This window comes from Streptomyces sp. IMTB 2501, assembly GCF_001953885.1.
Lineage (GTDB): Bacteria > Actinomycetota > Actinomycetes > Streptomycetales > Streptomycetaceae > Streptomyces.
Genome location: NZ_MQUS01000035.1, coordinates 70703 through 89193 on the forward strand (window position 1 = coordinate 70703; position 18491 = coordinate 89193).

Below are 18491 nucleotides of genomic sequence, written 5' to 3' on the forward strand. Positions count from 1 at the left end.
CCGGGGCCGCCCGATCGGCCGGCCTTTTGGCTGGATCAGTCCGGTGTCAGCGCCGGGTCAGATTCCGCTGCCAGGCTCGGGCTTGCTTCAAGAAATCCACACGCCATATCCGAAAGGCTGAAGATGCTTCGCGAAGCCGCGCAGGAGGAGAGTGCTGAGGCACCTTCCGGATTGAAGAGCTACGACCTCTATATCGCGGGCAAGGACATCGCCGGCGACGGCTGGGTCTACACCGTCAGCGGACGCTCGCTGCTGGAAGACGTGTTCACCAGCGTGAGCCTGAAGCGCTCCCTCGAACAGGACCCGGAGTCCGAGGCCGCGAGGCACCCTTATGTAGTCGGGCGCTGCGCGATCGCGGACGACTCCGCCATCGACCTGGCCACCCAGGCCGCCGCCGCGGCCGCGCCCGACTGGGCGGCCGTACCGCTGGAGCGGCGGATGCGTCTGGGCACCCGGTTCCGCGAGGAACTGCTCCGGCACCAGGACGAGTTCCTGCGCATGCTGGTCGCCGAGTCCCACCCCGTGAAGCTCGCCCGCTGGGAGCTGAGCTGCCTGCTGCAGATCTACGCCCCCGGCTCCCTGCGCTGGTACACGAAGCAGATGCGGGTGGAGAAGGAGTACAACGGCCGCAAGCTGATCCTGCACCGGCAGCCGGACGGTGTGGTCGCCTTCAACCCTCCGCAGAACGCCCCGCTGCCGAGCGCCGCGCTGTGCGTGCTGGCCCTGATGGCCGGCAACGCGGTCGTGGTGCGGGCGCCGCGCAGCATCGCGCTGTCCACGATGTGGCTGCTGCGGGACGTCGTCGCGCCGCTGCTGGAGGAGATGGACGCGCCGCCCGGGGTGCTCAACGCGGTGTGCTCCAACCCGAAGCAGACCATGGACCGCTGGATCGCCGACCCGCTGATCGACGACATCTTCTACATCGGCGGCAGCCAGGAGGGCCTGCGTTTCGAGCAGGCCTGTGTGGCGCACGGCAAGAAGCCGATCCTCGAACTCGCCGGCAACGACGGCATCGTGGTGTGGAAGGACGCCGACGTGCGGTGGGCGGCCGAGGCCATCACGGAGGCGTTCTACGGCTCCGGGCAGATCTGCATGGTGCCCAACTACGTCCTGGTCCACCCCGATGTCGCCGAGGCTCTGATCACCGAGGTGCGGGAGCTGGTCAAGGGCATCCGTCCGGGCCTGCCCGAGGAGGAGGACGTACTGCTGTCGCCGGTGCGGCGCAGCGAGCGGTTCTTCCGGCTGCTGCGGCAGGCCCTGGACAACGGCGCCGAACTGGTGACCGGCGGCCACCGCACCGAGGTCGACGGCACGGTCTCCGAGACCGGTGTGTTCCTGCAGCCGACGGTTTTGCGGGTGGACGGCCTGGACCGGGCGCGGACGTACGACGTGGTCCGCGAGGAGACGTTCTTCCCGCTGATCCCGATCGTGGTCGCCGAACGCGACAACGACGACGCGCTCCTTGAGGCGTTCCTGCAGTTCGTCAACAGCAACGACTACGGGCTGCGCAACTCCCTGTGGTCCCGCTCGGACCACGTCGTCGAGACCTTCGTACGGCGCACGGTCAACGGCGGTCTGCTGAAGGTCAACGACTCCCACATCGGCTTCCTGCCCTATCTGCCGAGCCATGGCGGCACCGGCCGCACCGGCGGCGCGTTCGGCGAGGCCAACTACCCGATGCTCAAGACCTCCCACGTCCAGGGAGTCAGCATCGCCCGCGACGTCAGCCCGTACGACGCGGTCTTCGGCGCCTGACCACACCCCGACCTGCGGAGGTTTCCCGTGCGTTCCCTCGATGCCGCCCGGACCGTCTGCGAGCGGTTCCACCCCGGACTGCTCAAGGAGCTGGAGCAGATTCCGTACGCCGAGCGGGAGCGGCCCGGCAGCCCGGTGATCGACCTGTTCCGCATCCACGGCGGGGTCGGCCTGCTCATCCCCGAGACCTACGGCGGCCACGGCGCCGCCCCGCTGGAGGCGCTGCGCGTCCAGCTGGCGCTCGGCGCGCTGTCGCCGTCGCTGGTCGCGGCGGTGTCCATGCACCACTTCACCGCGGCCATGCTGTACTCGCTGGCCGTCAAGGCGGGCCGGCTCACCGCCGCGCAGACCGAGCTGCTGCACCGGATCGTGCCCGAGCAGCAGGTGATGGCCTCCGGCTGGGCCGAGGGCCGTACCGCGCAGAACATCCTCAAGCCGGCCGTGACCGCGCGTCCGGTGGAGGGCGGGTTCCTGCTGTCCGGGGCGAAGAAGCCGTGCAGCCTGTGCCGTTCGATGAGCCTGCTGACCGCGTCGATCGCGATCCATGGCGAGGACGGCGGCGAACCGGAGCTGGCGCTCGCGCTGGTCCCGGCCGACGCGCCCGGCCTCACGGTGCACGCCTTCTGGGGCAACGGCCTGCTGGCCGGCGCGGAGAGCGACGAGGTGCGCCTGGAGGACGTGTTCGTGCCGGCCGAGATGGTCGTACGGGCCGGCGCCGACGACCCGACCCGCCTGGACGATCTGCAGTCGGCCGGGTTCGTCTGGTTCGAGATGCTGATCTCCGCCGGGTACGCGGGCGGTGCCGCCGCGCTGGTGGAACAGGTGCTGGAGCGCAAGCGGGGCGGCGCATGGGAACGGGCCGCGCTCGCCGTCGACATGGAGGCCGCCCTCGCCCTGCTGGAGGGTGTGGCCACCGGTACCGGCCCTGAGCCCGGCGACGAGGAGTCGGTGGCGCGGGTGCTGGTCGCCCGGTACGCCGTGCAGAACGCGCTGCCGGACATCGTGGGGCGGGCGCTGGAGCTGCTCGGCGGGCTGGAGTTCATCAGCGATCCGGCGAGTGCGCAGGTCGCTGCCGCTACGCGTGCGCTGGCTTTCCATCCGCCGTCCCGCATCGGTGCTGCCGAGGCGCTTCTCGCGTATTTCGGCGGGGGGCCGCTGGTTCTGGCGTAGAGCTCGGTCGGTTTGGCCGAGTGGGCGACTGCGGGCCGTTTGTGGCTGGTCGCGCCCACGCGGCGGAGCCGCATGTCGACAGGGCCCCGCGCCCCTTTGGGGTGCGCTTCCCCACCCCCCTTCCTTTGGAGTGAGCGACACGTGACCGTCATCCAGGAATCCCCCGAAGCCCCGGCGGCCGCCGCCGTCGACGAGGCGGAGATCCTCAACCTCTACCGGGCCCACCTCAGCAAGGGCCGGGCCACGCTCGCCGAGTTGTTCGGGAGTCATATGGAGGTGGCGTCCGAGGGCGCCTGGCTCACCACGAGTGACGGTGAGCGCTTCCTGAACGCCGGCGGATACGGCGTGTTCATCATGGGCGCCCGGCACCCGATCGTGATGGAGGAGGTGGAGCGCCAGCTGCGCACCCACCCCACGGCGACCCGCATCCTGCTGGAGCCGACGGTGGCCCGCGCCGCCGAGGCCCTGGTCTCGGTGCTGCCGCCCGGTCTCGACCGCGTGCACTTCGCACTGTCCGGCGCGGAGGCCGTGGAGACCGGCCTGAAGCTGGCCCGCGCGGGCGGCCGCAAGCGGACGGTCTCGATGCGCGGCGGCTACCACGGCAAGACGCTCGGCGCCCTGTCGGCGACCGCCAAGGACGTCTACCAGGCGCCGTTCCGCCCGCTCGTCCCCGACTTCCAGCACCTGCCGTACGGCGACGCCGGCCCCCTGGAAGCCGAGCTGAAGGCCCACCCGGGCGAGGTATGCGTGATCCTCGAACCGGTGCAGGGCGAGGGCGGGGTCGTCGTCCCGCCCAAGGGCTATCTCAAGCGGGTCGAGGAACTGGTCCGGGAGTACGACGGGTTCCTGATCCTCGACGAGGTGCAGTCCGGGTTCGGGCGGCTCGGCGAGTGGTGGGGCGCCGACATCGAGGGCGTCGTACCGGACGTCCTGCTCACCGGGAAGGCGCTCGGCGGCGGGGTGATGCCGGTGTCGGCGGCCGTCGCCACCCGCAAGGCGTTCCGCCCCTTCGACAAGGACCCCTACGTCCACACCGCCACCTTCTCCGGGCAGCCGGTGCTGATGGCCGCGGTGCAGGGCGCGATCCGGGCCGTCAAGGAGGAGCGCCTGGTCACCCGGGCCATGGACCTCGGTGCCCGGCTGCTGCCGCGGATCGCCGAGGTCGCCCGGCGCAACATCCCCGAGCTGGTGGTGGACGTGCGCGGCCGGGGCCTGCTCATCGGCGTGGAGCTGGTGGAGGCGGGCCTCGCCGGCGAGCTGCTGATCGAGCTGTTCAACCACGGCGTGGTCGCCAACCACTCCATGAACGGCAGCTCGGTGGTGCGGTTCACGCCGCCCGCCGTGCTCGACGACACCGACGTGGACTTCCTCGTCAACTCCTTCGACCTGGCCACCCGCGACCTGATCAAGGGCGCGGCCACAATGCCGGAAGGCGGTAACTGATCGTGCGGCACGTCGAACTCGATGCCCTGATACCCGCGGAGCAGGCCGAGACGGTCCTGCACGCCGTACGGCGCTGGGAGAAGTACCCGGACCTGGCGCCGCACGTCAACGCGACCACCGTGCACGCCTCCTACCCCGACCCGAAGGCCTCCTCCAGCTGGGAGCTGCACTTCCGCAGCGGCCTGCTCCGCTGGACCGAGGACGACATGGTCGTGCCGGAGGAGGGCGAGATCCGCTTCGAGCAGTCCGACGGCGACTTCGACTCCTTCACCGGGACCTGGTCGATCCGGCAGTCCGGGGACGACGTCACGGTCCGCTTCGACGCCGACTTCGACTTCGGCATCCCGAGTCTGGAGGGCATCCTCGACCCGATCGCCGAGCGGGTCATCAAGGAGACCGTGGCCTGGGCGCTGACCGGGCTGTACCCGGCGGTGCGCATCCGGGGCGGCATCGAACTCACCGAGCCCGCCGCGGTCGGCGCCTAGGACCCGGGCGAGGAGCTGACCATGGACCAGGCGAACCCCTTCGAGACCCCGCGCACCTACTCGCTGCACCGCGCCGAGTACCTGGTGGGTCTCGCCGTCACCACCGGCCTGATCGTCTACCACTTCGGCGACATCCGCTGGCTGCCGGCGCTCGGACTGTTCCTCTACATCGACCTGATCGGCTACATCCCCGGCGCGATCGCGTTCCGCAGGAGCGGCGGCCGGCCGATCCCCAAGGCGTACTACGTCCTCTACAACGTCATGCACAGCCTCATCACCCAGGGCGCGGTCGCCGCGCTCTGGTGCTGGCTGGTCAGGCCGGAGTGGGCGCTGCTGGTGCTGCCGTTCCATCTGTTCGGCGACCGCGGCCTGTTCGGCAACTTCATGAAGTCCTTCGCGCTGCCCTTCGAGCCGGTGCGCCAGGAGGGCTACCTGAGGCTCCTGGACGACCTGGGCCTGCCGCATCCGAAGCCGGTCGGGCACGCCATGGATCCGGTGCCGGTCGGGCACCTGCCCTCAGGTGTCGTACGCGAGACGGAGGCCGTGCGATGACCACCGCCACGGATGTACGACGCCCGGTCCGGCAGGACCCGGCCGAGCGCCGGTCCGCCCTGTACCACCTGGCCTCCCCGGTGTCGGTGCTCACCACCGGCCCCGAGGACCGTATGCACGGCACGACGGCCAGCACGGTCACCCTCGTCTCACGCGCGCCCCTGCTCCTCGGGGTCGTCCTGCGGGCGGGCTCGAACTTCGCCCGCCGCGCCGCCGCCGAGGGCCGGTTCGCGGTCAATGTGCTCGGCGCCGAACAGGCCGACGTGGCCCGGCGGTTCGCGGACAGCTCCCGGCCCGACGGCGACGCGGCCTTCGCGGGCCTGGCCTGGACGGCGGACCGGTACGCGCACGCCCCGCTGATCGCGGGCGCGCTCGCCCACTACGTGTGCCGCTTCCACTCCGCGCACCCGGCGGGCGACAGCGAACTGCTGCTCGGGCACGTCGTGCGCGCCACGGCGGACGACGGGCCGCCGCTGTTCAGTTACGCCGGCGGGCTGTACGCCGGCTCCCTGCGCCCGGCGAAGGAGGCCGCCGCGTCATGACCGACCCCGTTGTGTCAACAGCCCCCGAGGCGGACTGGGACAAGGCGCCCGGTCTGCTGGACGGCGCGAAGGAACTCACCCTCGGCCCCGAGGAGTGCGACCTCGCCTACTGGATCACCTCCGTCGCCCAGGGCACCCTGCGCGACCGCGGGGTGACCGGCCACCACGAGAACGCGCTCACCCCGGACTTCCTGAAGGCACCCGGCCCGCTGCGCCAGGCGCTGGTGCTGGAGTTCGGCTTCCGGGCGCTGGCGGAGGAGCTGGCCACCCGACTGCTCGGCCACTACGTCTCGATCGCGCCCGGCATCCCCCAAATGGAGTTCTACGCGACGCAGTTGCTCGACGAGGCCCGGCACGCCCGGGTGTTCCGGCAGCACCTGGTGGAGCTGGGCGTCCCGCACCAGACGCTGCTGAAGGACATCGAGCGGATGGCCCGGGACTACCGCAGGCGGGTCCTGGACCCGGTGGTGGACTTCACCCTGGACATCGTCCGCGACCAGGCCGACTTCCCCGGCGGGGTCGCCGTGTTCGCCATCATCATCGAGGGCGTGCTCGCCCCCGCCGCCGAGCTGAGCGAGCGCAAGTGGACCCCGCTGTCCCCGGCGACCGGCGAGATCTCGCGCGGCACCGCGATCGACGAGATCCGGCACCTCACCGTGGCCAGCACCATCCTGCGCGACCACGTCATCGAGCACCCCGAGTACAAGCCGCGGCTGCTGGAGATCCTGCGCGCGGGTGTGAAGCTGTGGGACGAGATCCCGGACCGGGAGTTCGTCCTGCACCGCGAGGACCTGTTCCAGCAGGGCATGCACGAGCACGCGGACCGGATCGGGGACTACGAGATCTGGCCCGGCGTACGGCTGCTCGACACCACCGCCGAGCAGCGCTACGACATGGCGGAACACTGGACCGACGAGATGGCCGAGGTCCGCATGGCCTACATGGGCCTGCCCGTGGAGGTCCTCTCCTCGGAGGCCGGCGCATGAGCGCCGGGCGGGCCGCCGTGATCGTCGGCATCGGGTCGTACGTCCCGCCCAACCGGGTGACCAACGACGACCTTTCGGCCCGGCTGGACACCTCCGACGCCTGGATCCGGTCGCGCACCGGGATCGCCGAGCGGTTCGTGGTCTCGCCCGGCACCTCCACCGGCGATCTGGCGGTGGAGGCGGGCCTCAGGGCGCTGAAGTCCGCCGGGGACGAGCGGGTCGGGGCGGTGGTGCTCGCCACCACGACCCCGGACCAGCCCTGCCCGGCGACCGCACCGCAGGTGGCCGCCCGGCTCGGGCTCGGGCCGGTGCCGGCCTTCGACGTGGCGGCCGTGTGCTCCGGGTTCCTGTACGGCCTCGCGTCCGCCGCCGGGCTGATCGCGGCCGGGATCGCGGAGAGCGTGCTGCTGATCGCCGCCGACGCCTTCACGACGATCATCAACCCGGCCGACCGCACCACCGCCGTGATCTTCGCGGACGGCGCGGGCGCGGTGGTGCTGCGGGCCGGCTCGGCCGCCGAGCCCGGGGCGCTCGGCCCGCTGGTGCTCGGCAGCGACGGTGAGCTGAGCCATCTGATCGAGGTGCCGGCCGGCGGCTCCCGGCAGCGGTCCACCGGCCGGCCCGCCGCCCCGGAGGACCACTGCTTCCAGATGCTCGGCCGGGACACCTACCGGCACGCGGTGGAGCACATGACCGCCGCGTCCACCGAGGCCGCCGAGCGGGCCCGCTGGCGCCTCGGCGACATCGACCGGTTCGCGGCGCACCAGGCCAACGCCCGCATCCTGGAGGCCGTTTCGGACCGGCTGGGCATCCCCGGCGAGCGCCGGCTGAGCAATATCGCGCGGGTCGGCAACACCGGCGCCGCCTCCCTTCCGCTCCTGCTCGCCGAGGCCACCGCCGAGGGGCGTCTCGCCCCGGGCCACCGGGTGCTGCTCACCGCGTTCGGCGGCGGACTGTCATGGGGGGCGGCGACCGTCGTCTGGCCGGAGCTGCAGACCTTCTGACGCGCGGACTCTCTGACGAACTGTCAGCAAAACGTATTCAGCGGTACGCGCGGGCGCGTACACCTTCGAAAGGAACCGACATGCTGGAGCAGCTCAAGGAAATCCTGTCCAACAAGCTCAAGGTGTCGCCCGAGGCCATCACCCCGGAGGCCACCCGGGAGGACATCGAGCTGGACTCGCTGGCCGTGGTGGAGCTGTCGCTGCTGCTGAAGTCCGAGCTGGATCTGGACATCAGCGACGACGACCTCCTGGAGGCCGAGACCGTGGCCGACATGGTCCGGCTCATGGAGGAGCGGAGCGCGACGGTCTGATGGCCGGCATGGACATCGCCGTCACCGGGCTCGGCCTCGTCACCCCGGGCGGGATCGGGGTCGGGCCGAGCTGGGCCGCGGTCTGCGACGGCAGGCCGGCCGCCGCCCTCGATCCGGTGCTGGCGGACAACCCCGTACAGATCTCCTGCCGGGTGCCCGGCTTCGACCCCGAGACCCTGCTCAGCGCGCGGCGGGCCCACCGGCTCGACCGGTTCGTGCAGTTCGCGCTGGTCGCCGCGCACGAAGCGGTGGCCGACGCGGGCCTGGACCCGCAGACCTGGGACGGCGCGCGGGTGGGTGTGGTGCTGGGCTGCGCCGACGGCGGTCCGGGCACGGTCGAGGAACAGCACCATGTGCTGCGCGAGCAGGGCGCGGACCGGGTGTCACCGCTGCTGCTGCCCATGCAGCTGCCGAACATGCTGGCCGGCCAGACGGCCATCGAGTTCGGGGCGACCGGGCCGAACCTGGTGGTGGCCACGGCCTGCGCCTCCGGTGCGACCGCCATCGGCACGGCGCGCGATCTGCTGGCGCTCGGCCGGTGCGACATCGTGCTGGCCGGTGGCAGCGAGGCCATGATCACCCCGCTGGTCATGGCCGGGTTCGCCCAGATGGGCGCGCTGTCCAGGCGGCACGACGAACCGGCGGCCGCGTCCCGGCCGTTCGACGCCGACCGGGACGGGTTCGTCGCGGGCGAGGGCGCCGGGATCCTCGTGATGGAGCGCGTTGCCGACGCCCGGGCCCGTGGCGCCCATGTCCACGGCCGGATCATCGGCTACGGCGCGACGGCGGACGCGCACCATATGACGTCGCCGCATCCGGACGGCGCGGGTATCGAGGCGGCGGTACGGGCAGCTCTCGCGGATGCGGGGGCGGACCCGGATGACGTGCAGCATGTGAACGCCCACGGTACGTCGACGCCGTTGAACGACCTGTCCGAGGCCCGCATGATCCAACGGACCCTGCGTGGGGATCCGGTGGTCACGTCCACGAAGGGGGTCACCGGGCATCTGCTGGGTGCGGCGGGGGCGGTCGAGGCCGCGTTCGCCGTGCTGAGTGTGGAGCGCGAACTGATTCCGCCCGTTGCCAATCTGGTCATGCCCGATCCCCGGATCGAGGTCAAGTTGGCTCAGACGTTGACCGAGATGCCCATCGATCTGGCTTTGAGCAATTCCCTGGGATTCGGCGGGCAGAACACGGCACTGGCGATTGCGCCCGCCTGATCCCTTCTGCAGCAGCCGTCCGCCGGGAGAGCTCCGCGGGCGGCTGTTCCCCTTTCCCGTCCCCTTCCTCTGGAGAGTCCGCATGTCCACCACTGGTTCCCCACCCGGTCGGCTCGGTACCGGGCACATCCTCTTCCTCATCGTCGCCGCTGCCGCCCCGCTCTCCGCCATGGTCGGCACCGTCCCCCTCGCCTTCGCCTTCGGTGACGGCGCCGGCGTGCCTGCGGCGTTCTTGTTCGCCGGAGTCACCCTTCTCTGCTTCTCGGTCGGATACGCGGTCAGTGCCCGTCGTACCGGAGGCTCCGGTGGGTTCTACGCCTCCGTCGCCGACGGGCTCGGCAAGCCACCCGCGGTCGCGGCCGGGTATGTCGCCCTGCTCTCCTACAACTGCGCGACCATCGGACTCGCGGGCGCGCTCGGCTACTTCACACAACTGGTGCTCGCCGCCCACGGATTGGCGGTCTCCTGGGAGTGGTGTGCGGCCGTCGGGCTGGTGCTGACCGCCGTGCTGGGCTACCGGGAGATCGCGCTCAGCGCCCGGGTGCTCGCCCTGCTGATGCTGGGCGAGATCGGGGTGCTGGCCGCGCTGGACATCGCCATCCTGGCGCGGCACGGGGTGCATGCCCTGCCCGCCGCCTCGTTCTCGCCGCATGTCGCGGGCGGGCACGGGGCCGGGGTCTCGCTGATGTTCGCGTTCGTGTCCTTCATCGGTTTCGAGTCGGCCGCCCTGTACGGCAAGGAGGCGCGGGACCCGCGGCGCAGCGTGCCCCGGGCCACGTACGCGGCCGTCGTGCTGATCGCCGGTTTCTACGCGCTGACCAGCTGGCTGGCGGTCGGTGCGATCGGCAGCGGGCGGGTGCGGGAGGTCGCGGGGAAGGAGATGGGCGATCTGTTCTTCTCCCTCGGTGACGACTTCCTCGGCAAGGCGGGCGGCACGGGGCTCCAAGTGCTGCTCTGCACCAGCCTGTTCGCTGCGACGCTGGCGCTGCACAGCGCCGCCAACCGGTATGCGCAGGTCCTCGCCGAGGACGGGCTGCTGCCGGGCGGACTGGCCGTCGAGCACCCGCGGCACCGGTCGCCGCATCGGGCGAGTCTCGCGCAGAGCGCGCTGACCGCGGTGGTCGTGGGTGTCTTCGCCGTCGCCGGGCTCGACCCGTACGCCGATCTGACCACCAGCATGCTCGGCCTCGGCACCCTCGGCATCGTCGCCCTGCAGGCGCTGGCCGCGCTGTCCGTGCTCGGGCTCAGGCTGCGCGGGGGCGGCGGGCACTGGTGGCGGGAGACCCTCGCCCCGCTGCTCGGCTTCGCCGGGCTCGCCGCCTCCGTCTGGCTGGTCGTCGGCAACTTCGACATGCTCACCGGTTCCCCGTCGCAGGTGATCGCCGCCCTGCCCTGGCTGCTGCCGCTGGTCGCGCTGGGCGGGCTGGCGTACGCCGCCCGGCTGCGCGCCGCGCACCCGACGCGCTACCGCCGCCTCGGCACCGGGCACCTGCCCTCCCCCGCCCCGGCACCCACCCCCGCCCTGACAGGAGACCGTCATGCATGATCCGCACGAGCTGATCGAGGCGGGCCCCGACGCCGTACGGCGCCTGTCCCGCCGCCGCCACGACCTCGACCTGGACGCCCTCGGCGCCGCACTGCGCGCCCGCTCGGCCACCCAGGCCGAGGTCACCCGGCTGCGCACCGAGCTGAACCGCACGGCCAAGGCCCGCCGCTCCGGCCCGCCGACGGAGGCGGAGAAGGAGGCGGCGCGGGCACTGCGGGCCGAGGTGCAGCGGGCGGAGGGCGCCGCACGGAAGGCGGCCGGCGAGCTGAGCGAGCTGCTGCTCTCCGTCCCGAATCTGCCGCTGGACTCGGTTCCGGACGGCGACTCGGAGAAGGAGGCCGTGGAGATACGGCGGGGCGGCCCGGCCCCGCGTCCGGCGGACGGGGCCCGGCACCACGCCGAGATCGGCGAGGCGCTCGGCATCCTGGACTCCACTGCGGCGGCCAAGCTGTCCGGCGCCCGGTTCAGCGTCGCGCACGGCGCCGGGGCACGGCTGGAGCGGGCCCTCGGCGACTTCTTCCTGGACCTGCACACCCGCGAGCACGGCTACACCGAGCAGTCGGTGCCGTTTCTGGTCGGCCGGGACACCATGACCGGTACCGGGCAACTTCCCAAGTTCGAGGAGGACTTGTTCCGCACCCAGGTCGGCGAGCGGGAGCTGTTCCTGATCCCGACCGCCGAGGTTCCGCTGACCAACCTGGTGGCCGGTGAGCTGCTGGACGCGCGGGCCCTGCCGTACGCCTTCACCGCCCGCACCCCCTGCTTCCGCGCGGAGGCGGGCGCGTACGGCCGGGACACCCGGGGCGTGCTCAGGCTGCACCAGTTCGAGAAGGTGGAACTGGTGCGGATCTGCGCACCGGAGCAGGCGCAGGAGCAGCTGGAGCTGATGGCCGGGCATGCCGAGGAGTGTCTGCGCCAGCTCGAACTGTCCTTCCGTACCGTGCTGTTGCCTGCGGGCGACATGGGCTTCTCGGCGCGGATGACGTACGACATCGAGGTCTGGCTGCCCGGCGGTGGCGCCTACCGGGAGATCTCCTCGGTCTCCGACTGCGGCACCTTCCAGGCCCGCCGCGCCGACATCCGGGTCAGGCGCGCCGACGGGCGCAAGACCCCGGCGGCCACCCTGAACGGCTCGGCCCTCCCGATCGGCCGCACGGTGGCCGCCCTGCTGGAGCAGGGGGTGCGGGAGGACGGGTCCGTGGTGCTGCCCGAGGCCCTGGTGCCGTACACCGGGTTCCAGCGGATCATGCCGGGCGGCGCGACGGAGTGAACGCATGGGAAAGGGGCGGGAGTCGAACTCCCGCCCCTTTCCCATGCGCGGCTCACGCGCCCGTCATGTGCACCCCACCGTCCACATGCACGATCTCGCCCGTCGTGCGCGGGAAGAAGTCCGACAGCAGGGCGACGACGCCGCGGGCGGCCGGGGTGGGGTCGGTGAGGTCCCAGCCCGCCGGGGCGCGGTCGGTCGTCCAGACGTCGGCGAGTTCGGCGAACCCGGGAATGGACTTGGCTGCCATGGAGCGCAGCGGGCCGGCCGCGACGAGGTTGCAGCGGATGCCGTGGCCGCCGAGGTCGCGGGCCAGATAGCGGCTGGTGGACTCCAGGGCGGCCTTGGCCACGCCCATCCAGTCGTAGTGCGGCCAGGCCACGCTGGCGTCGAAGGTGAGGCCGACGACCGAGCCGCCGCGCCGCTTCAGCAGCGGCAGGCAGGCCGTGGTGAGGGACTTCAGGGAGTACGCCGAGACATGCACGGCCGTCGACACGTCGTCCCAGGTGCCGTCGAGGAAGGAGAAGGCGCCCTGGGGGCCGTAGGCGACGGAGTGGACGACGCCGTCGAGGGTGTCGGTGTGGGCGCCGACCCGGTCGGCGAGGCTGTCCAGGTGGTCCTGGTCGGTGACGTCCAGCTCGATCACGGGGGCGGGCCGGGGGAGCTTCCCCGCGAAGCGCTCGATCAGGGAGAGCCGGCCGAAGCCCGTGAGCAGCACCTCGGCGCCCTCCTCCTGGGCGATCCGGGCCACATGGAAGGCGATCGAGGCGTCCGTGACCACCCCGGTGACCAGGATCCGCCTGCCGGCGAGGATGCCGCTCATGCCACCGACACCCCCTCCGGCAGCGCGCTCACCTGCGGGGAGTCATGGTCCTGGGGACCGAGGGAGCTACCGCCGCCGGGCGAGCCGAGGCCCGTGAAGAAGGCGGCGTTGGAGGCCGCGTGGTCGCCGCCCCACTCCTCGGGCAGATCGTCCTCGAAGTAGATGGCGTCGACCGGGCAGACCGGTTCACAGGCCCCGCAGTCGACGCATTCCTCCGGATGGATGTACAGGGCGCGGCGGCCTTCGTAGATGCAGTCGACGGGGCATTCGTCGATGCAGGAGCGGTCCTTGACGTCGACGCAGGGCAGTCCGATGACGTAGGCCATGGTCAACTCCTTTGTGTGGCGGATGCGTTCAGTCGAGTGGCGTGCCGGTGGTGCGCTCGCCCAGGGTCAGCACCGTGAGCGCGAGCACGGCCATGGCGGCGGCGATGACGGCGAACAGGGCGCCGGCGCCGTGCGCGTCCAGGACCGGCAGCAGGACGAACGGCAGTGCGGCGGCGCTGAGTTTGGACAGCGAGTAGGCGGCGCCGGAGGCGGTGGCCCGGATCGCGGTCGGGTACTGCTCGGACAGGTACACGTGCGAGACGCTGGAGAAGACGTTGCTGCAGAGGGTGTAGGCGAAGCCGCAGATCACGATCAGGGCCGCGGAGTCCGCGTAGGCGAAGCCGAGTCCGGCGGCCACCATCGCCGCCGACGACAGGGCGATCAGGGAGCGGCGTTCGACGCGGTCCACGACCGGCAGTGCGAGGGCGGAGCCCACCGGGTAGCCGAGGAAGGACAGCGCGGTGAAGCCGAGGCCGGCGACGATGCCGTAGCCCTTGGCGGCGACGATCTGCGGGGCGAGCGTGCCGAAGCCGTAGTAGCCGACGACCGAGAGCACGCAGAAGAGCCAGAGGACCAGGGTGCGGCGGCGCAGTCCGGGCCCGAGGATGTCGCGCACCCCGGGCTGCCATGCCCCGAAGGGGCGCGGGGCTGTGTCTGACATGCGGCTGCCGTCGCGATGGGGGTCCCCCCAGGTTCGAGCGAAGCCGAGAACTCGGGGGAGCGACCCGCCACGACGCCGCGGCAGACGCTCGACGGCGGATCGCGGCTCTTTTGGCCGAACGCCGAACGAGAAGCCACGGCCGGCCGCCTCGGCCTCCATGCGCGACACCAGCCTTTCGGCCTCGGCGGCGCGGCCGTTCGCCGCCAGCCAGCGCGGGGACTCGATCAGCCCCCGGCGCAGAAACCACACCACGGCCGAGCCGAGCGCCCCGAGCACGAAGAGCCAGCGCCAGCCGGCCACACCCAGCGGGGCCAGCGGCACCAGCCAGAGGGCGGCGAAGCCGACGGCGGGCACTCCGCAGAAGGCGAGGGTGTAGGCCCAGGCGATGAACCGGCCCCGCTTGCCCGCGGGCAGGACATCGGCCAGGTAGCAGTCGGACAGGGCCTGTTCGGCGCCGATGCCGGCACCGGCGAGAAAGCGGGTCACGATCAGCCAGGCGGCGTTCGGCGCACAGGCGCCGAGCAGCGAACAGACCGAGTAGACGGCCAGGTTGATGAGGAAGGCCCGGCGTCGGCCGAACCGGTCGGCGATCCGGCCGAGGGTGAGGGAACCGGTGAACTGGCCGAGGAACGCGGCGGCCAGCACGAGCTTGAGCGAGGTCGCGCCGAACGCGAAGTCGCTCTGGAGGACTTTGCCGATGGTGCCGGACAGGTTGTTCTCGAAGGTGTCGAAGAACAGGCCGACGCCGATGACCGCGGTGAGTCCGCGGTGCAGCGGGGTGATCGGCATCCGGTCGAGGCGGGCGCCGATCGGGGCGGGAGCGGTGAGACCGCCCGCCGCCGCGGTGGTCTGGGACACGGGGCTGGCTCCTTGGGGCGGGCGGACGTCGAAGGACTCAGGCGGCTCGGGCGGCCTCGGCCTGCCGCCGGATCTCTTCCTCCACGTCACCGCGCCGCACGGGCGCGCTGACCTCGTGGAGATAGGAGGCGACCTCGCCGTACGAGGCCCAGAACCCGACCTCGTGGTACGGCACCCCGCGTTCGGCGCAGTAGGCGCGGGTCAGTTCGCGGGCGCGCGGCAGGTTCTTCTGCGGCATGGCCGGGAACAGATGGTGCTCCACCTGGTAGTTGAGGCCGCCGTAGAGGAAGTCGATCAGCAGGCTGGGCCGGATGTTGCGGGAGGTGAGGACCTGGCGCTCCAGCCAGTCCAGGGTCTCCTCCTCACCGTCGCGTATCTGCATGCCCTTGTGGTTCGGGGCGAAGATCATGCCGAAGTAGACGCCGAGGGCGGCGTGCTGGACGACGACGAAGGCGACCGCGAGCGCCGGGGACAGGACGGTGAAGACGCAGGTGAGGTAGACGGCGGTACGCAGCAGGATCAGGAACGTCTCCAGCACGGGCCGCTTGGTCCTGCCCTGGGCGATCGACAGGACCGCCGTCCTCAGCATCTTGAAGCCCTCAAGCACCAGCAGCACGAAGAACAGCACGCTCTGGTAGCGCACGACGAGCTTCTGGGTGCCCTTGCGGGTCGGGTACTGCTTGATGTCGAAGATGGCGGTGCGCCGGCCGATGTCCGGGTCCATGTCCAGGTGGTTGGGGTTGGAGTGGTGGCGGTTGTGGTGGTTGACCCACCAGCCGTAGCTGACCCCGTTGACCAGGTTGGCGTGCACATAGCCGACCGCGGAGGCGGCCTTCTTGCTGCGGAACATCGCCTTGTGACCGGCGTCGTGCCACATGAACGCCGACTGGCCGCCGCACAGGCCCATCCACAGGGCCGTGACCAGCTGCCACCAGGTGTCGCCCAGCTCGAAGAAGGCGGCGAACCCGAGCAGCAGCAGGGTGGTGTTGAGGGCGAGCCTGCCGACGTAGTAGCGCGGGTCCAGGTCGAGCAGGCCCTCGGCCTTGACGCGTTTGAGCAGTTCGGCGAAGGTCGCCGAGGCGCCGGGGCGGGGTACGGCCTCGGCGGCCGGGGCCCCGGCCGTCCGGAGGTCCCCGGCCATCTGTATGTGCGGACGCTGCATGCGTTGCTCTCCTTGGGAGAAGTGCCCGGTTCGGGCGGCGGCGCCGCTGCCGGGCGGAGCTGCGGGCGCCGCGAGTCGACTTCAGCTCCCGCGTGCGGTCACCGTCGCGGGACAGCGGGACAGCGGGACTGGTCCCGTCGGGGTCCGCCCGGCGGGCCCGGGCGACGGGGGCACAGTGCGGTGCTCCCGGGCCCGGACCGCCGGGCGAACGTGCGTCCAGCGTTCCGTGCGGCACTGATGTGGCACTGATGCCGGTCTGATCCAGCCAGGCGCCGCCTTCAGGCGGCCGCCTCGGCGCTCAGCCGCTCGTCCAGGGTGCGAACGGCAGTGTCGGCGGCCGCGGCGACCTGCTCGTCGTCGGGCGCACCGATGACGGCCATCAGCTGCTCGACCAGGGCGTGCTGGAGTTCCTCGGTGGACTGGCTCATGGTGTCCTCTCCTGTCGGTGACGGTGAGTCAGAAGGCGTTGCAGGCACGGAAGATGTGTGCGAAGCCGGGCAGTGAGGCCTGCGGCCCGTCGAAGGCGACGTACTCGGGGATGAGCACGTCGGGCGCCCATTTCTGCTTGTACGACAGCTGGGTCTGCGCCGGGTACAGGGCCGCGCCCTCGGCCCACAGGGCGTGCATCAGCCACTGGAACGCGGGGCTGTGGCCGTCGAGTTCATGGCCGGCGTCCAGGCCGGTGAACGGCGTGAACCCGAAGTGCAGCCAGGCGACGCCCTCGGTCCGGAACACCTCGATGGCGTGCGCGTTGATGGCCTCCATCAGGCCCGGGGAGCCCTCGGGGACGCGGCGGCTGAGGTCGTGCATCCAGCCGGCGCGGCTGCCGTGGACCGGCGAGTACGAGATGTAGGCGACCGGGGCGCCGTCGATGGTGCCGGTGAAGAGCCGGCGGTGTTCCTGGGCGCGGCCGCCGATCTGGCCGACGAGGAACTCCAGTTGCTGGGCACCGCCCTTGGAGCCGAGCCAGGCCGCGTCGATGGCGGCGATGGCCTCGCCGACGTCGGCCGCGTCCACCTCCTGGATCCGCAGGCCGTTGCGGTGGGCCCGGGAGATCTTGTTGCGCAGCTGCATGAACCTGCTGCCGCGCAGGGTGAACTCGGCGAGGCTCACCGCCCAGGAAGCACCGACCTGGTTGACCGTGAACCCGCGCCGGGCGTAGCGCTCGGCGTCGGTGCGCTGCAGCTGGACGCCGACGAGGCCCAGGCCCTCGTCCCGGACATGGCGCCGGAACGCGTCCAGGAGGGTGTCGTAGTCCTCCTCGGCGGCGAAGGGCCCGCCGAACTGCACGGCCCAGCGGCCGGTGCGGCGATGGACGACGACACCGTCCGCGCCCGGCACGGTGAAGACGCTGTTTCCGCTGTTGAGCGCCAGGAACGAACTCGGGTTCTCGCTCGCGGTGTGCGTGCGTATCGCATCGAGAACCCGGTCGTCGGTGCCGGTCTCGGTGGTGATCGCGGTCATTGCCGTACCCCTTTCCGGAGCGTATTCCGTCGAAGGGAGTACAGCACCGGGAGGTTGTCCGGGAAAAGGGCAACCGGGAATTCATTGCCTGCGTCAGAAGCGTGTCAGCATTCCGTCAGCAGACGCTGCCAATGTGGTCCCTGTGAACGGCACGGGGAACCGCAGCCGGGCCATGACTTCCCTGCGCGGTGACCTCGAATCCGCTGGTCCGCCCCACGGAAGTGCCGTCCCACGGAAAAGACTTGCCCTCATCCGGTGCTCCACCGAAAAGCGGTGGAGCACCGGTTTCCCCGGAACCGCCGGCCGCCCCCCGTCCCGGCGGAGCGAACGCCCCGGCGGGCCGCGTGACAGGAATCGAGGCCCGCCGGGGCGTGGCGTGTTCGGGCATTTTGTCCGCCACCCCGGCACCACTCCGGAAACACCGTTGAGGAATTGTCGTCAAGGGGGAAATACATGCTGAGGTTCTCCGTTCTCGGGCCACTGCAGATACGCACCGACACGGGTCCGGCGGACGTGCCCGGTGATCTGCAGCGCATTCTGGTGCAGACGCTGCTGATCAGCGAGGGCCGACCGGTCTCCGGGGAGAGCCTGGCCGAGGAGATGTGGGGCGAGGCCGTACCGGACCGCCAGGCCAACGCCCTGCAGGCACATATCAGCCGGCTGCGCCGCAGGCTGCGGGCGCTGGAGCCGGACCGGCCGGTGTCGCGGGTGACGATCCATCCGGCGGGCTACCGGCTCGGGCTGGGCGAAGGGGAGCTGGACGCCGCCGAGTTCGTCCGGGCCGTACGGCAGGCGGAGGCGGCCTCGCCGGACGAGGCCGGGCGCACCGCCCGGCTGCTCGGGGACGCGCTGGCGCTGTGGCGCGGGCCGGTCTTCGGCGGTTTTCCCGGCGGGACCCTGTGCGAGCTGGCGGGCG

Annotated in this window: 19 protein-coding genes; 13 read left to right on the plus strand and 6 right to left on the minus strand. The window is 71.6% G+C overall.

The features are described from left to right. Nucleotides 1-123: 123 nt before the first annotated feature. From AV521_RS39180 to serS, 12 genes are all read left to right on the plus strand, one after another. Complete coding sequence (locus AV521_RS39180; protein ID WP_076095770.1) at nucleotides 124-1755, plus strand: aldehyde dehydrogenase; 1632 nt, start codon at nucleotides 124-126, stop codon at nucleotides 1753-1755. 27 nt (nucleotides 1756-1782) lie between these two features. Further along, the gene (locus tag AV521_RS39185; RefSeq protein ID WP_076095772.1) at nucleotides 1783-2925 is read left to right on the plus strand and encodes an acyl-CoA dehydrogenase family protein; all 1143 of its coding nucleotides are present in this window, start codon (nucleotides 1783-1785) and stop codon (nucleotides 2923-2925) included. Nucleotides 2926-3066: 141 nt separating this feature from the next. Then, a complete protein-coding gene (locus AV521_RS39190; protein WP_076095774.1) occupies nucleotides 3067-4368 on the plus strand; it encodes an aspartate aminotransferase family protein in 1302 nt (433 codons plus the stop codon). Between the two features lie 2 nt (nucleotides 4369-4370). Next, nucleotides 4371-4853, plus strand: a complete 483-nt coding sequence (locus tag AV521_RS39195) for a type II toxin-antitoxin system RatA family toxin (RefSeq protein WP_076095775.1) — start codon at nucleotides 4371-4373, stop codon at nucleotides 4851-4853. 21 nt (nucleotides 4854-4874) lie between these two features. Then, on the plus strand, nucleotides 4875-5405 hold the full coding sequence (locus AV521_RS39200; protein WP_076095777.1) for a hypothetical protein: 531 nt from the start codon (nucleotides 4875-4877) through the stop codon (nucleotides 5403-5405). Next, nucleotides 5402-5947 (plus strand): flavin reductase family protein, encoded by a 546-nt coding sequence (locus AV521_RS39205; protein WP_076095779.1) that lies wholly within the window; start codon nucleotides 5402-5404, stop codon nucleotides 5945-5947. The genes AV521_RS39200 and AV521_RS39205 overlap by 4 nt, the downstream gene beginning before the upstream one ends. Next, complete coding sequence (locus AV521_RS39210; protein ID WP_076095782.1) at nucleotides 5944-6933, plus strand: VlmB-like protein; 990 nt, start codon at nucleotides 5944-5946, stop codon at nucleotides 6931-6933. Before AV521_RS39205 ends, AV521_RS39210 begins: the two co-directional genes overlap by 4 nt. Then, nucleotides 6930-7937, plus strand: coding sequence for a beta-ketoacyl-ACP synthase III (locus tag AV521_RS39215; RefSeq protein WP_076095784.1), 1008 nt, complete (start codon nucleotides 6930-6932; stop codon nucleotides 7935-7937). The genes AV521_RS39210 and AV521_RS39215 overlap by 4 nt, the downstream gene beginning before the upstream one ends. An 80-nt stretch (nucleotides 7938-8017) precedes the next feature. Continuing rightward, nucleotides 8018-8248, plus strand: coding sequence for a phosphopantetheine-binding protein (locus AV521_RS39220; protein WP_076095786.1), 231 nt, complete (start codon nucleotides 8018-8020; stop codon nucleotides 8246-8248). After that, complete coding sequence (locus tag AV521_RS39225) at nucleotides 8248-9468, plus strand: beta-ketoacyl synthase (RefSeq protein ID WP_076095789.1); 1221 nt, start codon at nucleotides 8248-8250, stop codon at nucleotides 9466-9468. The genes AV521_RS39220 and AV521_RS39225 overlap by 1 nt, the downstream gene beginning before the upstream one ends. Before the next feature lie 82 nt (nucleotides 9469-9550). Continuing rightward, nucleotides 9551-11014 carry an APC family permease gene (locus tag AV521_RS39230; RefSeq protein ID WP_076095792.1) on the plus strand — a complete coding sequence of 488 codons (1464 nt, stop codon included), beginning with the start codon at nucleotides 9551-9553 and terminating at the stop codon, nucleotides 11012-11014. Then, on the plus strand, nucleotides 11007-12284 hold the full coding sequence (gene serS, locus AV521_RS39235) for a serine--tRNA ligase (RefSeq protein ID WP_076095794.1): 1278 nt from the start codon (nucleotides 11007-11009) through the stop codon (nucleotides 12282-12284). Before AV521_RS39230 ends, serS begins: the two co-directional genes overlap by 8 nt. A 52-nt stretch (nucleotides 12285-12336) precedes the next feature. Here serS and fabI read toward each other — a convergent pair whose 3' ends face one another. The 6 genes from fabI to AV521_RS39260 all read right to left on the minus strand — a co-directional run bounded on the left by fabI (nucleotide 12337) and on the right by AV521_RS39260 (nucleotide 17575). Further along, nucleotides 12337-13104 (minus strand): enoyl-ACP reductase FabI, encoded by a 768-nt coding sequence (gene fabI, locus AV521_RS39240; RefSeq protein ID WP_076095796.1) that lies wholly within the window; start codon nucleotides 13102-13104, stop codon nucleotides 12337-12339. Continuing rightward, on the minus strand, nucleotides 13101-13430 hold the full coding sequence (gene fdxA / locus AV521_RS39245; protein ID WP_076095797.1) for a ferredoxin: 330 nt from the start codon (nucleotides 13428-13430) through the stop codon (nucleotides 13101-13103). The genes fabI and fdxA overlap by 4 nt, the downstream gene beginning before the upstream one ends. A 28-nt stretch (nucleotides 13431-13458) precedes the next feature. Further along, entirely contained in the window at nucleotides 13459-14949 is a 1491-nt protein-coding gene (locus AV521_RS39250; protein WP_079249625.1) for an MFS transporter, read from the minus strand. Nucleotides 14950-14986: 37 nt separating this feature from the next. Next, complete coding sequence (locus AV521_RS39255; RefSeq protein ID WP_079249626.1) at nucleotides 14987-16111, minus strand: acyl-CoA desaturase; 1125 nt, start codon at nucleotides 16109-16111, stop codon at nucleotides 14987-14989. A 278-nt stretch (nucleotides 16112-16389) separates the two neighbouring features. After that, entirely contained in the window at nucleotides 16390-16539 is a 150-nt protein-coding gene (locus tag AV521_RS49745; protein ID WP_179023730.1) for a hypothetical protein, read from the minus strand. A 28-nt stretch (nucleotides 16540-16567) separates the two neighbouring features. Continuing rightward, the gene (locus AV521_RS39260) at nucleotides 16568-17575 is read right to left on the minus strand and encodes a DUF2156 domain-containing protein (protein ID WP_076095800.1); all 1008 of its coding nucleotides are present in this window, start codon (nucleotides 17573-17575) and stop codon (nucleotides 16568-16570) included. A 453-nt stretch (nucleotides 17576-18028) separates the two neighbouring features. On the opposite strand from AV521_RS39260, the gene AV521_RS51685 reads away from it, so the two are divergent. Continuing rightward, nucleotides 18029-18491, plus strand: a 463-nt coding sequence (locus AV521_RS51685) for a winged helix-turn-helix domain-containing protein (protein ID WP_256725869.1), incomplete at its 3' end; no start/stop codon positions are given.

Excerpts from the sequence above, each read along its gene's own strand:
- AV521_RS39180 (WP_076095770.1), top strand. The coding sequence starts at position 124 with ATGCTTCGCGAAGCCGCGCAGGAGGAGAGTGCTGAGGCACCTTCCGGA.
- AV521_RS39200 (WP_076095777.1), top strand. The coding sequence starts at position 4,875 with ATGGACCAGGCGAACCCCTTCGAGACCCCGCGCACCTACTCGCTGCAC.
- AV521_RS39205 (WP_076095779.1), top strand. The coding sequence starts at position 5,402 with ATGACCACCGCCACGGATGTACGACGCCCGGTCCGGCAGGACCCGGCC.
- AV521_RS39210 (WP_076095782.1), top strand. The coding sequence starts at position 5,944 with ATGACCGACCCCGTTGTGTCAACAGCCCCCGAGGCGGACTGGGACAAG.
- AV521_RS39215 (WP_076095784.1), top strand. The coding sequence starts at position 6,930 with ATGAGCGCCGGGCGGGCCGCCGTGATCGTCGGCATCGGGTCGTACGTC.
- AV521_RS39220 (WP_076095786.1), top strand. The coding sequence starts at position 8,018 with ATGCTGGAGCAGCTCAAGGAAATCCTGTCCAACAAGCTCAAGGTGTCG.
- AV521_RS39225 (WP_076095789.1), top strand. The coding sequence starts at position 8,248 with ATGGCCGGCATGGACATCGCCGTCACCGGGCTCGGCCTCGTCACCCCG.
- AV521_RS39230 (WP_076095792.1), top strand. The coding sequence starts at position 9,551 with ATGTCCACCACTGGTTCCCCACCCGGTCGGCTCGGTACCGGGCACATC.
- serS (WP_076095794.1), top strand. The coding sequence starts at position 11,007 with ATGCATGATCCGCACGAGCTGATCGAGGCGGGCCCCGACGCCGTACGG.
- fabI (WP_076095796.1), bottom strand. The coding sequence starts at position 13,104 with ATGAGCGGCATCCTCGCCGGCAGGCGGATCCTGGTCACCGGGGTGGTC.
- fdxA (WP_076095797.1), bottom strand. The coding sequence starts at position 13,430 with ATGGCCTACGTCATCGGACTGCCCTGCGTCGACGTCAAGGACCGCTCC.
- AV521_RS39255 (WP_079249626.1), bottom strand. The coding sequence starts at position 16,111 with ATGCAGCGTCCGCACATACAGATGGCCGGGGACCTCCGGACGGCCGGG.
- AV521_RS49745 (WP_179023730.1), bottom strand. The coding sequence starts at position 16,539 with ATGAGCCAGTCCACCGAGGAACTCCAGCACGCCCTGGTCGAGCAGCTG.
- AV521_RS39260 (WP_076095800.1), bottom strand. The coding sequence starts at position 17,575 with ATGACCGCGATCACCACCGAGACCGGCACCGACGACCGGGTTCTCGAT.